This window comes from Paenibacillus sp. sgz302190 (assembly GCF_059820445.1).
On the sequence record NZ_JBZYAO010000001.1, the window covers coordinates 329982 to 345888 of the forward strand.

The 15907-nt window shown below is 56.7% G+C and carries 14 protein-coding genes; 10 read left to right on the forward strand and 4 right to left on the reverse strand.

The features are described from left to right. Window position 1: 1 nt before the first annotated feature. The 5 genes from AC6RNO_RS01575 to AC6RNO_RS01595 all read left to right on the forward strand — a co-directional run bounded on the left by AC6RNO_RS01575 (window position 2) and on the right by AC6RNO_RS01595 (window position 5666). A complete protein-coding gene (locus AC6RNO_RS01575) occupies window positions 2-883 on the forward strand; it encodes a nitrilase-related carbon-nitrogen hydrolase (protein ID WP_497104318.1) in 882 nt (293 codons plus the stop codon). Between the two features lie 16 nt (window positions 884-899). Then, a complete protein-coding gene (locus AC6RNO_RS01580) occupies window positions 900-2264 on the forward strand; it encodes an FAD-dependent oxidoreductase (RefSeq protein WP_497104319.1) in 1365 nt (454 codons plus the stop codon). 67 nt (window positions 2265-2331) lie between these two features. Continuing rightward, window positions 2332-3627 (forward strand): NAD-dependent dihydropyrimidine dehydrogenase subunit PreA, encoded by a 1296-nt coding sequence (gene preA, locus AC6RNO_RS01585; RefSeq protein ID WP_497104320.1) that lies wholly within the window; start codon window positions 2332-2334, stop codon window positions 3625-3627. A 3-nt stretch (window positions 3628-3630) separates the two neighbouring features. Further along, entirely contained in the window at window positions 3631-5058 is a 1428-nt protein-coding gene (gene hydA, locus AC6RNO_RS01590) for a dihydropyrimidinase (RefSeq protein ID WP_497104321.1), read from the forward strand. A 377-nt stretch (window positions 5059-5435) separates the two neighbouring features. After that, the gene (locus tag AC6RNO_RS01595) at window positions 5436-5666 is read left to right on the forward strand and encodes a hypothetical protein (RefSeq protein WP_497104322.1); all 231 of its coding nucleotides are present in this window, start codon (window positions 5436-5438) and stop codon (window positions 5664-5666) included. Window positions 5667-5678: 12 nt separating this feature from the next. Here the strand turns inward: AC6RNO_RS01595 and AC6RNO_RS01600 are convergent, their stop codons facing one another. Further along, window positions 5679-6035 carry a hypothetical protein gene (locus AC6RNO_RS01600; protein WP_474680914.1) on the reverse strand — a complete coding sequence of 119 codons (357 nt, stop codon included), beginning with the start codon at window positions 6033-6035 and terminating at the stop codon, window positions 5679-5681. On the opposite strand from AC6RNO_RS01600, the gene AC6RNO_RS01605 reads away from it, so the two are divergent. After that, a complete protein-coding gene (locus AC6RNO_RS01605) occupies window positions 6034-6252 on the forward strand; it encodes a hypothetical protein (RefSeq protein ID WP_474680915.1) in 219 nt (72 codons plus the stop codon). The genes AC6RNO_RS01600 and AC6RNO_RS01605 overlap by 2 nt on opposite strands. Here AC6RNO_RS01605 and AC6RNO_RS01610 read toward each other — a convergent pair. Then, window positions 6249-7862: a PucR family transcriptional regulator ligand-binding domain-containing protein gene (locus AC6RNO_RS01610; protein ID WP_497104323.1), complete on the reverse strand. Its 1614-nt coding sequence runs from the start codon at window positions 7860-7862 to the stop codon at window positions 6249-6251. The two genes, AC6RNO_RS01605 and AC6RNO_RS01610, sit on opposite strands and share 4 nt — an antisense overlap. A 182-nt stretch (window positions 7863-8044) precedes the next feature. Between AC6RNO_RS01610 and ald the strand changes: the two genes are divergently transcribed. Then, window positions 8045-9172, forward strand: a complete 1128-nt coding sequence (ald, locus tag AC6RNO_RS01615; protein WP_497104324.1) for an alanine dehydrogenase — start codon at window positions 8045-8047, stop codon at window positions 9170-9172. Window positions 9173-9707: 535 nt separating this feature from the next. Here the strand turns inward: ald and AC6RNO_RS01620 are convergent. Next, window positions 9708-10427: a CTP synthase C-terminal region-related (seleno)protein gene (locus AC6RNO_RS01620; RefSeq protein ID WP_474680918.1), complete on the reverse strand. Its 720-nt coding sequence runs from the start codon at window positions 10425-10427 to the stop codon at window positions 9708-9710. A 226-nt stretch (window positions 10428-10653) separates the two neighbouring features. Between AC6RNO_RS01620 and AC6RNO_RS01625 the strand changes: the two genes are divergently transcribed. From AC6RNO_RS01625 to AC6RNO_RS01635, 3 genes are read left to right on the forward strand one after another with little or no spacing between them, the layout of a single operon-like run. Then, entirely contained in the window at window positions 10654-11658 is a 1005-nt protein-coding gene (locus AC6RNO_RS01625) for an NAD-dependent epimerase/dehydratase family protein (protein WP_497104325.1), read from the forward strand. A 38-nt stretch (window positions 11659-11696) separates the two neighbouring features. Next, complete coding sequence (locus AC6RNO_RS01630) at window positions 11697-13469, forward strand: ATP-binding cassette domain-containing protein (protein WP_497104326.1); 1773 nt, start codon at window positions 11697-11699, stop codon at window positions 13467-13469. 2 nt (window positions 13470-13471) lie between these two features. After that, entirely contained in the window at window positions 13472-15307 is a 1836-nt protein-coding gene (locus AC6RNO_RS01635) for an ATP-binding cassette domain-containing protein (protein ID WP_497104327.1), read from the forward strand. Here AC6RNO_RS01635 and AC6RNO_RS01640 read toward each other — a convergent pair. Beyond that, a complete protein-coding gene (locus tag AC6RNO_RS01640; RefSeq protein WP_474680922.1) occupies window positions 15304-15786 on the reverse strand; it encodes a free L-methionine (R)-S-oxide reductase MsrC in 483 nt (160 codons plus the stop codon). The two genes, AC6RNO_RS01635 and AC6RNO_RS01640, sit on opposite strands and share 4 nt — an antisense overlap. Between the last annotated feature and the right edge of the window lie 121 nt (window positions 15787-15907).

The window sequence follows — 15907 nt, forward strand, 5'->3', positions numbered from 1 at the left end:
CGTGAGTATCGTGAAAATCGGGCTTATTCAGGCGGCCAATGACATTCACGGCGATGAGCCGGTTGAAGTCCACAAGAGCCGGGCGATTGAGAAGCATATCCGGCTGATCCGGGATGCGGCGCAGCAGGGCGCGCAAATCGTCTCGCTGCAGGAAATCTTTTACGGGCCGTACTTTTGCTCGGAGCAGACGACCAAATGGTATGATGCCGCCGAGGAAATTCCGAACGGCCCGACGACGAAGCTGTTTCAGGAACTGGCCAAAGAGCTTGGCGTCGTCATCGTCCTCCCGATCTATGAAAGAGAAGGGATCGCGACTTACTACAACACGGCGGCCGTAATCGATGCGGACGGCGCGTATTTGGGCAAATACCGCAAGCACCACATTCCGCACGTTGCCGCCGGCGGCGGTTCCTGCGGCTTTTGGGAAAAATATTACTTTAAGCCGGGCAACCTGGGCTATCCCGTTTTCGATACGGCTTATGCCAAGGTCGGCGTATACATTTGCTATGACAGGCATTTTCCGGAAGGAGCCCGGGCACTTGGGCTGAACGGCGCGGAAATCGTGTTTAATCCGTCGGCTACCGTCGCCGGAACGTCTGAATATTTATGGAAGCTGGAACAGCCGGCCCATGCCGTCGCCAACGGCTATTACGTGGCCGCCATCAACCGAGTCGGCGTGGAAGCCCCGTGGAACATGGGCGAATTTTACGGCCAATCGTATTTGGTCGATCCGCGGGGCACGATTGTAGCCATCGGCAGCAGAGACAGCGACGAGGTTGTCATCGGCGAGATGAACAAAGAGCTGATCCGCGAAGTGCGCAATGTGTGGCAGTTTTACCGCGACCGCAGGCCGGAAACTTACGATCAAATCGTCAGCTTGTAACGGGAGGAGGCTATCTATGAGCAGCACATTTATTTCCATCGAACAGTTGAAACGAAATTTCGCCGAAGTGAAGGCCGGCATGCGGCCGAAGGAAGCGATCGAGGAATCCAACCGCTGCCTGTACTGCTATGACGCCCCGTGCGTGAACGCCTGTCCTACGGGCATCGATATTCCGTCCTTCATTAAAAAGATCGCCTCCGGCAATATGAAAGGCTCGGCGCGCACGATTATGGAGGCCAACCCGGTCGGAGCGAGTTGCTCGCGCGTCTGCCCGACTGAAGAGCTGTGCGAAGGCGCATGCGTGCTGAACCGCTCGTCCAAGCCGATCCTGATCGGCGATCTTCAGCGGTATGCGACCGATTGGGCGATGCGTAACGAGCAGAACCTGTTCCAGCCGGGTCTGCCGAACGGCAAAGCCGTTGCCGTGATCGGCGCCGGGCCGGCGGGATTGTCTGCGGCGCGCGAGCTGGCGCGGTTCGGCTTTGCCGTTACGGTGTTCGACGCCAAGCCGCAGGCGGGCGGCCTGAATACGTACGGCATCGTATCGTTCCGGCTGCCGCAGGATGTGGCGCTGTGGGAAGTGGAACAGGTGCGGAAGCTCGGCGTCGAATTTCGCATGAATACGGTCGTCGGCCGGGATATTCGCCCCGAGGAGCTGCTGCGGGACTATGACGCGGTCGTGCTGGCCGCAGGCATGTCGAAAGTTCCGATGCTCGGCATCGAAGGCGAGCGGCTCGCAGGCGTGCATGACGCCATCGAGTTCGTCGAATCGACGAAGACGGACATCGACGGCCGCATGGCCGGCCAGCGCGTAGCCGTCATCGGCGCCGGAAATACGGCCATCGATGCCGCAACGTGTTCCGTGCGCATGGGTGCGGAGCAGGTGCGGATTATATACAGGCGCACGCAGGAAGAGATGACCGCTTACGACTTCGAGTTCGAATTCGCCAAGCAGGACGGCGTCCGTTTCCAATGGCTGACCGCTCCGAAACGGATCATCGGCAACGAACGCGGAGAAGTGACCGGCATCGAATGCGTCCGTATGCGGCTGGAGGAAACCGAGGGCGGCACAGGGCGCAAACGCCCGGTTCCGGTGGAAGGCTCCGACTTTGTAATCGAAGCCGATGCCGTTATCAAAGCGATCGGACAGACGAAGCATGTTGGGCTTATCGAGGCGCTCGGCCTGGAGCATTACCGCGGTACGGTTAAAGTGAATCCGCAGACGGGCGAAACGTCCGATCCGCGCATTTTTGCCGCCGGAGATGTGACGTTCGGCGACGGGCAAGGGGAAGCGATGGTCGTGAGCGCTGCACAGCAAGGCAAGCAGGCCGCCTTTGCCATTTACAACAAGCTGATCAAGCTTCGCCACGAAACGGCGTAAGAGCGCTGGTTCGCTGTTTGGGCGCCAGGCTTATTCATTTTATCAATCGGAACAGGAGGGATCTCTAATGGCTGATTTACGTATTAATTTGGCAGGCATTTCATCCCCGAATCCTTTTTGGCTGGCCTCCGCGCCGCCGACGAACACGGGCTACCAGGTGCAGCGCGCTTTTGAAGCCGGATGGGGCGGGGCGGTATGGAAGACGCTGGGGGACCCGATCATCAACACTTCTTCGCGCTTTGCGGCGGTGCATTTTAACGGCATGCGGGTAGCGGGCTTCAACAATATCGAACTGATCACCGACCGGCCGCTGGAGGTCAATCTGAAAGAAATTTACGAGACGAAAAAGCGGTTCCCGAACCATGCCGTAGTCGCTTCCCTGATGGTGGAGCCGAAGCGCGAGAAATGGCATGAAATTGTCAAAAAAGTGGAAGCCGTCGGCGTTGACGGGCTCGAACTGAACTTTGGCTGTCCGCACGGGATGGCGGAGCGCGGAATGGGGGCCGCTTCCGGGCAGCAGCCGGATCTGGTCGAAGCGCAGACGATGTGGGCCAAAGAAGCGGCGCAAACGCCGGTCATCGTCAAGCTGACGCCGAACATTACGGACATTACGGCGACGGCCAAAGCGGCCGTGCGTGGAGGCGCCGACGCGATCTCGCTGATCAACACGATCAACTCGCTCGCCGGCGTCGATCTGGATACGTGGAATACGATTCCCCACGTCGGAGGCAAAGGCGCCCATGGCGGCTACTGCGGCCCGGCCGTCAAGCCGATTGCGCTGAACATGGTCGCGGAATGTGCCATGGGCGCCGCTATCGGCGTGCCGATCTCGGGAATCGGCGGCATTTCCAACTGGCAGGATGCGGTCGAGTTTTTGCTTATGGGAGCGACGGGCGTGCAGGTATGCACCGCTGCGATGCATCACGGCTTCCGGATCGTCGAGGATATGATCGACGGCCTGAACAATTACCTCGACGGCAAAGGGCTTGCCAGCGTCACCGAGCTCGTCGGCAAAACCGTAACCCGCTATTCGGATTGGGGCAACCTTGACTTGAACTACCAAGTCGTCGCCCGGATCGATGCGGAGACGTGCATCAACTGCAACAAGTGCCATATCGCCTGCGAAGATACTTCGCACCAGTGCATCGAACGCGTCACGGATGCAAGCGGTGCGCCGATCCTGCAAGTCCGGGAGGAAGACTGCGTAGGCTGCAATTTGTGCTCGATCGTGTGCCCTGTAGACAGGGCGATTACCATGGTGGAAGTTCCTTCCGGGCTCGCGCCCATGACGTGGAACGAAAGACAGGAAGCGATAGCCGGCATGCGAACCGACAAAGAGAATACGACCAAGGAGGCTGTGTAGCCGATGGCCAAACTCATTAAGAACGGCACGATCGTCACCGCCACAGACAGCTATCAGGCGGACGTCTACATCGATAACGGCGTTATTGTGAAAGTGGGAATCGGATTGGAAGCGGAAGGAGCTGAGGTCATCGATGCGGCAGGGCTCTATGTGTTTCCCGGCGGGGTCGACCCCCATACGCATCTGGATATGCCTTTTGGCGGTACGGTTACGGCGGACGATTGGGAGACAGGTACAAAGGCGGCTGCGTTTGGCGGTACGACGACGATTATTGATTTTTGTCTGACGAACAAAGGAGTTCCGCTGCGGCACTCCGTGCAATCGTGGCATCAAAAGGTGCAGGGCAAAGCCGTCATTGACTACGGTTTTCATCTGATGATCGCCGAAATGAGCGATGCCGTGCTGGAGGAGCTCCCGGCGATGATCCACGACGAAGGGATTACATCGCTGAAAGTGTTCATGGCCTACAAAAACGTGTTTCAGGCCGACGACGGCACCTTGTTCCGCACGCTGCTGGAAGCCAAGGAGCACGGGGCGCTTGTGATGGTTCACGCGGAAAACGGCGACGTCATCGAATATTTGGTCAAAAAGGCGCTGGACGCCGGGCAGACGGAGCCGATCTATCACGCTTTGACCCGGCCTTCGGCGATCGAGGGAGAGGCTACGGGCCGGGCGGCCAAGCTGACCGCGCTAGCCGATTCCCAGCTGTACGTCGTGCACGTTACCTGCGAGGAAGCCGTCCGGCAAATCGCGGAAGCCCGCAACCAGGGGCTGGCCGTATGGGGAGAGACGTGTCCGCAGTATTTGGTTTTGGACCGGTCCGCCCTCGAAAAGCCCGATTTTGAAGGGGCGAAATACGTCTGGTCGCCGCCGCTCCGCGAGAAATTTCATCAGGAAGTGCTGTGGAATGCGCTGAAAAACGGGCAGCTGCAAACGCTCGGTTCCGACCACTGCTCGTTCAACTTCAACGGGCAAAAAGATTTGGGCATCGGCGATTTCAGCAAAATCCCGAACGGCGGCCCGATCATCGAAGACCGGTTCTCGCTGCTGTATTCGGAAGGTGTGGCAAAAGGCCGGATCACGATCCATCAGTTCGTCGATATCGTGTCGACCCGCAGCGCCAAGCTGTTCGGGCTTTTCCCGAAAAAAGGCACCATCGCCGTAGGCGCGGACGCAGATATCGTGCTGTTCGATCCGAACGTGCAGCGGACGATTTCGGCCGAGACGCATCATATGAACGTCGACTACAATCCGTTCGAAGGCATGACGGTGACGGGGGAGCCGGTATCTGTGCTGTCCAGGGGCGAGTTCGTTGTCAAGAACAAGCAGTTCGCCGGCACCCCGGGCGCAGGACAATTCGTGAAGCGCGCCGCTTACTATACGCCGTATACGGAGAAGGGGACGCCGGCCAAAGAGCCCGTTCAACTGTAAGCGAGGCGGGAGGACGGAAGGGCGGAAGCCGCAGAATGTGCAGACTCCGGCCAGATCAGGCCTCCGGTCCATCGCCGGCGGGGAGTTCCTGTACCATTGCAGGCTTTTCCGCCAAACGTGCCGGTTCCATCGAAAAAGCCTTCACTGAAGCCGCTGCCCCCTTGCCTACGCGCAGAAAGCCTGCAAAAATCAGGCTGTTGAGAAAACGTATATTGGATAGGCGAATCTCTATAAACGCGTAGACAACCAGCAAAAATCAGATTGTTGATAAAGTGACGGTTTAGAGGAATCAGAGGGGCAGGGGCACCGCCGTTCTTCCGTAATTCATGTCTCTCCTGTATGGGGCGCGGAATTGAAGTAGGGGAAGACAAGGCGGCTTGGCGGAAAAACCTGCGAAAGTGCAGGCTTTTTCCGTAAAAATGGTTCATTTTGGCGAAAAGCCTGCGATTGTGCAGGAATTTTTGATGAAAATGAACCTGAGCCCCTGTTCGCGGCAAAAAACCTGCACCATTGCAGGAATTTTTCGTGGCCAGCGTATCAACCGAGCAAAAACTGTACTTTTGCAGGCTTTCCTCGCGCAAACAAGCAGATTATGCGACTGGCTCTAGCACGTAGGGTTCTCAACAGCCCGACTTTTTCGAAACCAGACCATCAAGAAGCAAAAGGATGCATTTTTGCAGGCTTTCTGCGCGTTGCCAAGCAGATAAACTAGCTCTTGTGAGCGGTTTTTCTCGACAGTCTGGCTTTTTCGGTTTTTTACACGCGATGTTATTGGAGTCGCCCCAGCTCTTACGAGCGGATTTCTCGACAGTCTGCAAACATACAGTTTTATTGCGCTGTAATACACGCACTTCGAATAATTCCTGCATCGGCTCATCACTGGCAGGGAATTTCTTCACCATTGCAGGTTTGACAAGCTGCTGTGCCGCTTTCGAAGCCGGTTTTGCTTCGCAAAACTCTAAGGAGGTTTTTCCCATGTCCGATTTTGAGCTAGCCATGCTTGAAAAACAAAAACTTGACGGGTTTGTCGCCCGTCAATTTAAAATCGTCGCCGTCAAGGAAGATTTGAGCGGTTCCTGGCTCGATCTGGAGCATCCCGGCGGCGAGCAGGCGACGCTGCATTTGCAAACGGCCGAGGCCCGCAAATATTTCGGCGGCGTACTGATCCGGCAGCGGCGCAGCACGCTTTCCTAACGTATCGCGCCGTGAACGTATTCATAGGCATGCAGGGCGAGCTCAATGGAGACTCGCTTCTGCGGCTGCATGAAATCGCCGCCGAGCAGCTGCGCGATTTTGTCCAGCCGGTGGTAGAGCGTCTGCCTGGCGACAAACAGCTCTTTGGCCGTTTCCTGCTTGGAGCCGCACAAAGCCAAATACATCTTGAGCGTTTTCAGCAATTGGCCGTTTTTTTCCTGATCAAAGCTGATGACGGGCCCGATGTACGCTGCGATGAAGCTGTGCAGCATCCCTGACTTTTTCATCATGTACACGATTTTGTGCACGTGCAGGTCGTCATAGAACGGCTCCTCCAGCGCTCCGGCGTCTTTTTGGATCAGGATCGTTTCCTGAGCCGTTTCGTAGCTCTCTTTCGCGAGGGTGAAATCGGTCGTCACCTTGCCGATGCCCAGAAGCGAGGAGAACAGCGCAAGCTCCTGCCGGGCTTCGGTTTTTTGCAGCCTGCGGATCGCTCTCAGTATTCGCTCCTTGAAGCCGGGAGCCTGCAGCTGATCCAGCAGGACGAAAACGATCTGCTCCTGAAGCTGAGCCGGCAGCAAATACATGCCTTCCGCTTCGAAAATCGCGCGGGCGACCATATTTTTCTGGATGAGCAAAGATTCCCAGTCTTTAAAAACGGCGATATCCGCCTGGATGTCGAACACGCATACGGCTAGCCGGCTCAGCTTTGCGGTCGGTTTGATCGAGCCGATCGTCTCGCGAATATTCGGCAGCGAGTGCTTGCCGCCAAGCCATTCGATGACCCACAGATCCTCTTTGTAGCGCCTTTTTTCTTCGATATACTTCGTGCGCATCATCTCCTGGGCGACCGCCGTGGCACAACGGTCCAGCGCCAGAACGTGGAACTCGCTGAGCTCCTGTTCGGAATAAAGCAGCAAATCCGCAAACAGATGATCGAGGGCGAGGATCGGGCGATGCGCCAGCCTGCTTTTGATTTCGGGGGCGTCGAACATTTCGCCGTAGATCCATTTTTGGTAAAAAGCATCCGCTTTGGGCTTCGGCATGAACGGCATGAAGTGCGCTTCCGCGCCAAGCGGGAAAAAGGCAACCTGCGCCCCCGTCGTCTGATGCAGCAGCTTCAGCAGCGGCTTCAAGCCTTTGCCGGAAAGCAGCAGCTGATTGAGCTCCGTGGATAAAGATTCCAGCTCGGATACCATACGGTGATGCTGATTGATGAAATATGCGTGTAAATCCTGAGTAATATCGATATAGCGGACTTCTTCGTGGAAAAAAATGAGGGGAAAGTGCTCGCGCCTCGCAAGCTCTTTCATTTTCTCCAGCGGCTGTCTGGTATACGTGCCCAGCTCGATGCACAGACCGGAGGCGCCGCAATCAATAAGCTGCTGCAGGAAGGAGACGCTTAAATCCTCATCGTCGTGCCATGCGATGCCTGTCGATAAAATGAGCTCGCTGCCGTTAAGCAGATGCCCGACATGGGTGACCTCCATAATATGGACCCAGCGGACTGTGCGGCTGAGCGCTTCTTCGTCGGCGATAGCTTCCGCTTTGCGGAACAAGGGGCGTTGAAGAATGTCTCGCACTGTAAGTTGAAGCCATGTCTGCACCATGAAACACACCGCCTTTATGTCAGGTAAACTAACACAAAAATGAATGAAAAACAGTTTTTCTCATTATACAATGTGTCCAATGGAAGTGGTATACATTTCTTTCGCCCCTATCAGGGATCTTTACGCTATGGCAGAAGAAGGGAATTTGTCGTACTTATTTTTGAGCGAGGAGGGGAGCATGTATGGAAATCGGAATCCCTAAAGAAATCAAACGCAATGAAAACCGCGTGGCGATGACGCCGACAGGCGTACATGAGCTTAAGCGGCATGGGCATCAAGTATTTGTAGAATCCTGCGCGGGGATTGGTTCGGGATTCGCCGACGAGCAGTATGCCGCCGCAGGCGCCGTTATCGTGGCGACCGCCGAGGAGGCGTGGTCCAAACCGATGGTCATGAAAGTCAAGGAGCCGCTTGCCGAAGAGTTCCGGTTTTTTCGCGACGATCTGCTCCTTTTCACGTATTTGCATCTGGCGGCCGAACCTAAGCTGACTTATGCGCTGGCCGAGCAAAAAGTGACGGCTGTGGCTTACGAAACCGTACAGCTTGCCGGCGGGCAGCTTCCGCTGCTCACGCCGATGAGCGAGATCGCCGGCCGCATGTCCGTGCAGATCGGAGCACAGTTTTTGGAGAAATCGCGCGGCGGAAAAGGAATTTTGCTCGGCGGCGTACCCGGCGTCAGGCGCGGGAAAGTGACGATCGTCGGAGGAGGCGTCGTCGGCACGAGCGCAGCGCACATTGCGCTGGGGCTGGGGGCGGACGTAACGATTTTCGATACCGACTTGAACCGGCTGCGCCAACTGGATGAGCTGTTCGACCATCGCGTGCATACGATCATGTCCAGCGCTTCGGCCGTAGCGGCAGCCGTGGCCGAGTCGGACCTGGCCGTCGGAGCTGTGCTCATCCCCGGAGCCAAAGCCCCCAAGCTGGTCGGCGAATCCGCGGTACACGCCATGGACGGCGGCTCCGTCATCGTCGATGTCGCGATTGACCAGGGCGGCATTTTCGAAACGATCGACCGCCTCACGACGCATGACGAACCCGTGTTCGAAAAACACGGCGTCCTGCACTATGCGGTCGCCAATATGCCGGGCTCGGTTCCCCGCACGTCAACCCTTGCGTTGACGAACGCAACGCTTCCGTACGCGCTGGAAATCGCGAACAAGGGCATCTATGAAGCGGCTTTGGGCAGCCCCCCTCTGCGCAAAGGAATCAATGTAATCGGCGGCTGCATTACGCACGAAGCGGTCGCCGAGGCGCACCACCTGGCCTACATGGAGCCAGGCTCGCTATTGCGCGCAGCTTCCGCGTGATTGCGCAGCGGCCAAAACAAAACGGCAGTCCGAACCCGAAGGGTTCAGCTGCCGTTTTGTTTTGACGACCGGCCGCCGTCATGCAGCGCGACACCGCGCGCTGGGAGCTGTGCGCGGTGCGAAAGTCGTCCAATCTACCCGACTGCGCGAAGAAAGCCTGCAAAAGTGCAGTTTTTTGCTCCTTTATGCGCATGCTTCGCGAAATTCCTGCAATTGTGCAGGCTTTTCCTCGGCACAGGGGCTCAACTTTCCATTTTGTCAAAAATTCCTGTACTTTCGCAGGCTTTTCGCCAAAACGAGCTATTTTCACAGAAAATTCCTGCACTTTTGCAGGTTTTCCCGTCGGCCCAGCCAGCCAAGTGCCTCATGCCACCTCGCCGAAATGCAACCGTTCCTGCCCAACACGCGCCTAGCCCGACTCGGGTAGCGACGCCGTAACGAACGCAGCTCCCAGCCGCGCGGTGCGCTCGACCGCCGCCGTCATGCGACGCCGTCAGCCCACAGTGCACAGCTCCCAGCACCCGGTGCGCCCTAATTAAGCGTCCCCTCTAGCTCCACCTGTTTGGATGGCTTTGCGAAGAAAGGCTGCGATCAATGGATGACTGACATGTTTCAAAGCCGAACGCTCAGGTTGAAATAACGTCCCCATAAAGAAAGGATGCTGATCGAGCTCCATGATGCGAACTTCACCATCAAGATCTGTTCCGGCAATGCGCAAGCCCGCTTTTTCTAACATAGGGCCAAATTCGGGGTTCAAGCCGTAATTGCAAATCCCATACTGTTCAACAATCTCATGGGTTCCATAAATATTTGCCGCTTTTGAACCGGGGCTCAGCTTAAACGTATGTATCTTTTCACTGACCGAGCATGTGAGAGGAGCAACCAGTATCAAAGAAGCGGAAGGATTTTCCTCGGCGTGATCGGCTTCAGCAAGTCCCAGGACATTTCTGGCAAACTCAATTATCATATGTTGAAAACCGCCGCACGTGCCTAAAAAGGGAATCCGGCGCTCGCGGGCAAACCGGATGCCATTGAGGGCGCCTTGCATACTGCGGTAAGGGCTGGCAGGAACTACCCAAAGCGCATGATACTTGGCAAGCTTCCGCTCGCAATCCTGATCCAGCGAAGGGGTGGGAACCCATTCAAAATGGATGGAGACACCCAGATCATTTGCCGCCAATTGGATCGCTTGAGGTATCGCTGCATGTGCCGTGACTTCCGCATCGTAATCGCCAATTAATCCGATTTGATACACGCTTACACATCCTCTCCAATTTTACTCGAAAAATTAATTATAAAAGCTGCATATCTTTAAAATCAATAGTTGAATTTCTGAAAGTAATCGATGAGGAACGTCAAGTTTCCCCGGTTTCTCCAGGCTTGTCCGATGAATACCGCATTGTCGGCAGAAGCTTAATCTAGTATCATTGAGGGTACTGCATATTTAGGAATGAACTAGAAATTTTGGGAGGGAAATAGGTATGAAAATATTGTTCATCGGCGGTACCGGACTCATTAGCGAAGCTGTCTCCAAGTTAGCAGTGGAGAAGGGGCATGAGCTGTATTTATTCAATCGGGGAGGGCGCAGCAGCTTTGTTCCCGAAGGAGCGCACATCATTACGGGCGACATTCGCGATGCCGCGGCCGCTTCGCGGACTTTGCAGCCCTACGATTTTGACGTTGTCGTGGATTGGATCGCCTTTACCCCCGACCATGTGCAAACGGATATCGAGCTGTTTCAAGGAAAGACCAAGCAGTACATTTTCATCAGCTCCGCCTCCGCATACCAAAAGCCGCTCCAGCACTATCTCGTCACGGAGCAAACGCCGCTGGACAATCCGTTCTGGCAATATTCGCGCGACAAAATCGCCTGCGAAACGCTGCTCATGGAAGCGTACGGGCGGAACGGGTTCCCTGTGACCATCGTGCGGCCGTCCCATACGTACGGCAATACGATGATTCCGTCGGCGCTGAACAGCCGGCAGCATCCGTGGTCGCTCATAGACCGCATGCGCAGCGGCAAAAAAATCATCGTGCACGGAGACGGCTCATCCCTGTGGACGATGACGCATAACAGTGATTTTGCCAAAGGTCTGGTCGGTTTGCTGGGCAATGAGGCGGCCATCGGGGAGGCGTTTCACATTACTTCCGATGAGGTTCTGTCCTGGAATCAGATCTACGGCTTGATTGGCCGGGCGGCAGGCATGGAGCCCGAACTTATACATATTTCATCCGATTTTCTGTGCGCGCGTTCCCCGGAGCTGGCCGGTGGGCTGTATGGCGACAAAGCGGTCAGCAGCGTATTCGACAACAGCAAAATCAAACGGTACGTGCCGGAGTATGCGGCGACTGTCCCGTTTGCCGAAGGGATTCAGCGCACGATCCGCTGGTTCGAAGCGGACCCGCACCGCTGTATGGTGGATGACGCCTGGAATATGTGGATGGACGGCATGATTCAAGCTTTTGAAACGGGCATACGCTCATAACGCCGGAATTATTTTTTTCGATATTCAGGAGGATTCGCATGCAGCAATCGAAAAGCGTAAATTCGCTTCATCAATATTCCAACATGCTGCAAAAATACTTGCTCCCGCAGCGGAAAGCTTTGACCGTTCTTGCTCTGCTGCTTTTTGTTTCCATCGGCATGCAGCTTGTCAATCCGCAAATTATCCGATTTTTTATCGATACGGCGCAATCCCAGGGGGAAATGACGCCGCTGTACACTGCCGCGGGCTTATTTATCGCGTTTTCTCTCGCGCATCAGCTGATTTCCGTCGCAGTTACGTATTTTAGCGAAAATATCGGGTGGAAAACGACCAATACGCTCCGCGTGGATCTGGCCGCACACTGCCTGTCTCTGGATATGTCTTTCCATAAATCGCATACGCCGGGGGCGCTGATCGAGCGGGTTGACGGCGATGTGAATGCGCTGGCCAACTTTTTTTCCAGCATGATGATTCATCTGGTCGGCAATTTGCTTTTAATGATCGGGATTGTTGTCCTGCTGTTCCGGGAAAATTGGATGATCGGCGCGGGGATGGCGCTGTTCGTGCTTTTTGCGTTTGTTATCATTCAGCGGATCCGCAAATTCGCCGTCCCCGTATGGTCGGGGTGGAGGCAGGCGAACGCCGAGTTTTACGGGTTTATCGGGGAGCATCTGGAAGGCACCGAAGATATTCGGGCCAACGGGGCCGCCGGATTTGTGATGGGACGCTTTTATGCGATGCTTCGCCGGATGCTGCCGCTGCGCATCAAAGCGTTCCTCGGATTTTGCGCGATGTGGAACACGTCGATTCTCGTGTTTGCTCTCGGGAATGCGCTTGCATTCGGCATTAGCGCTTACTTGTGGCACACCGAGCATATTTCGCTTGGCACCGTGTATTTGATTTTCTTCTACACCGAGCTGCTGGCAAAGCCGATTGAAAAAATCAGGACGCAAATGGAAGATTTGCAAAAAGCCGACGCCAGCATCAGCCGCATCCGCGAGCTCTTTGAGACGCGCTCGCGGATCGCGGACGGTCCCGGCGTGCCGCTGCCGCAAGGGCCGCTGGGCGTGGCGTTTCGCGATGTGACTTTCAGCTACGAGAGCGACAGCGACGCCGGAGCGCCGACGATTGAGGAGCTGAACGTGACGCTGCGTCCGGGAGAAGTGCTGGGCCTGCTCGGGCGGACGGGGAGCGGGAAGACGACGCTGGCGCGGCTATTGCACCGCTTTTACGATCCGCAGCACGGCTCCATCGAGCTTGGCGGCGTCGACATTCGCAGCTGCACGCTCAACGACTTGAGGCAACGCGTGGCGATGGTCACGCAAAATATCGAAATTATGCAGGGATCGGTCAGAGACAACCTGACCTTTTACGACGATACCGTGCCTGACGGGCGGATTGTCGAAGTGCTGCGCGACCTCGGCCTGGAAGCGTGGTACGAGTCGCTGCCGGAAGGGCTGGAGACGCAGCTTGCTTCCGGGGGCGGAAGCCTTTCGGCAGGCGAAGCGCAGCTGCTCGCTTTTGCCCGGGTGTTTCTGACGGACCCGGGGCTGGTCATTATGGACGAAGCTTCGTCAAGGCTCGATCCGCTAACGGAGCAGCGCATCGAGAAAGCGATCGGCAAGCTGCTGGCAGGCCGTTCCTGCATGATGATCGCGCATCGGCTCGCTACGGTGCAGCGGGCGGACCAGATCGTCATTTTGGAAAACGGCCGGATTCTGGAGTCGGGCAGGCGCGAGCAGTTGGCTGCGGACCCGTCATCCCGGTTCAGCCGGCTGCTTGCCACCGGCCTTGAGGAGGTGCTCGCTTAGCGATGAAGACGCATCAATATTTGTGGCGGTTAATTATGTACCGTCCCGTTCTATATTGGATAAATGCGGCGGCATGGACGGTCATTTATTTGGCTCCGATCGCGCCCGGACTTGTGACCAAGGAGTTTTTTGACTTTTTGGCCGGCCAATCGGCTGCGGGGTTCGGCGTATGGGGCATTATCGCGCTTCTGCTGGGCGCTGCGCTCGGCCGGATGATGCTGATCCTGATGGGCTTTATTACGGATGTAAACTTCCGCTTCCGCATGGGCATGCTGCTGCGGCGCAACTTGCTGGAGCATGTGCTCAAGCAGCCGGGAGCGCGGGCGATTCCGGTTTCTCCGGGGGAGGCGATCAGCCATTTCCGCGATGACGTCGACCATTCGGAAGAAGCGGCGAGCTGGTCGGTGGACGTGTTCGGGATGACCTGCTTCGCTGCCGTATCCAGCTGGATTCTTATTCGCATCGATGCGCAGATGACGCTGCTTGTCTTTTTGCCTTTGGTGCTTGTCGTATCGGCAGCCCAACTGGCCACCGCGCGATTGCAAAAATACCGCGCAGCCAGCCGGGAGGCGACGTCCCGCGTGACCGGCGAGATCAGCGAGATGTTCGGGAACGTGCAGGCGATTCAGGTGGCCGGCGCCGAGCGGCGGGTCATCGGCCGTTTTGCCCGTTCGGGCGATGAACGGAGAAAGGCGATGATCAAGGACCGCCTGATGAGCGAACTGCTCGATTCGGTCTTTTCCAACTCGGTCAACCTCGGCACGGGGCTGATCTTGCTGTTGGCAGGGCAAAAAATGCGCGCAGGCACTTTTTCCGTCGGCGATTTTGCGCTGTTCGTCTATTATTTGACGTTCGTCACGCAGTTTATTTCCAATGTCGGCAAATTTTTGACTTATTTCAAGCAGATGAGCGTCGCCCTGGAACGGCTCACTTTGCTGCTGCAGGGGGCTTCCGCCAAAGTACTGACGATGGTCAGGCCGCTGCATCTCCGTAAAAGCGGCGGATTCGCCGCGGCAAGCCGGGGAATGGCTGCGGACGGCGGTGAAAGCATCGACCCGGATGCGACGGACGAGCGCTCCGTGAACGCCGGCGCCCTGCGGCGTCTTAGCGTAAAAGGGCTGTCGTACCGCTACGCGGATACGGGGAGGGGTATTGCGGACGTGGCATTCAGCCTCGAGCGGGGATCGTTCACCGTCGTCACGGGAGCGATCGGCTCCGGCAAAACGACGCTCGTCCGCACGCTGCTCGGCCTGCTGCCGAAGGCGGACGGCACGGTGGAATGGAACGGCATGGAGGTCGAAGATGCGGGATCGTTCTTCGTCCCGCCGCGCAGCGCCTACACGGCGCAGGTTCCCCGGTTGTACAGCGATACGCTGCGGAACAACATTTTGTTAGGGCAGGCCGGCGGCGAGGACAGCTTGAAGCGGGCGGTCTACGCCGCGGTGATGGAGGAGGACGTCGCTCATTTGCAGGACGGGCTCGAGACGGTCATCGGCCCGCGCGGGGTCAAGCTGTCCGGCGGCCAGGCGCAGCGGACGGCGGCAGCCCGCATGCTCGTGCGCGACGCCGAGCTGTACGTGTTTGACGATCTGTCGAGCGCGCTTGACGTCGAGACGGAGCAAAAGCTTTGGGAGCGGCTGTTCAGGCTGAGGGGCGATGCCACCTGCCTGGTCGTCTCGCACCGCAAAGCGGCTCTCAGCCGGGCCGACCGCATCATCGTGATGAAGGACGGGCGAATTGAAGCGGAAGGGACTTCCGCAGAGCTTTTGCAGGGCAGCGCCACCTTCCGCGAATTGTGGTACGGCGATGACAGAGGCTCGTCAGGGACAGCCGGCTAACCGATAAAACGAATTAGCTCGCCGACGAATTTTTCCAAATACTTTTGGTCGATTGCATCGAATCTGTCCTTGACGGGGCTGTCGATATCGAGAACGCCGATCAGCTCGTTATGCTTGATCAGCGGGATGACGATCTCCGATTGCGAAGCGGCGTCACACGCAATGTGGCCGGGAAATTGATGGACATCGGCGACCCGGACGGTTTGTCTTTGGAGAGCGGATGTCCCGCACACGCCTTTGCCGAGAGGAATTCGCACGCAGGCGGGGAGGCCTTGGAAGGGACCGAGCACAAGCTCGTTGTTTTTCAGCAAATAAAAGCCCGCCCAATTCACTTCCTGAAGAAAAGAGCGAAGCAGGGCCGACGCGTTGGCCAGATTGGCGGTTTGGTCCGATTCGCCTTCCAATAAAGAGGTCAGCTGTTTGATAAGCGTTTCGTAGTTTTCCTCTCTCGATCCGGTATAGCTGGCAGATTGGAACATGGGAAATCCTCCGTTTTCGTAAGGTGATGGCAGTTTCTTTCTTCAAATAACCTTAGCGCGCCGGAGGCGCCAAGTCAACAGAGCGCGAATACGGAATGCCGCATATTTTTGGCAAGTTCCG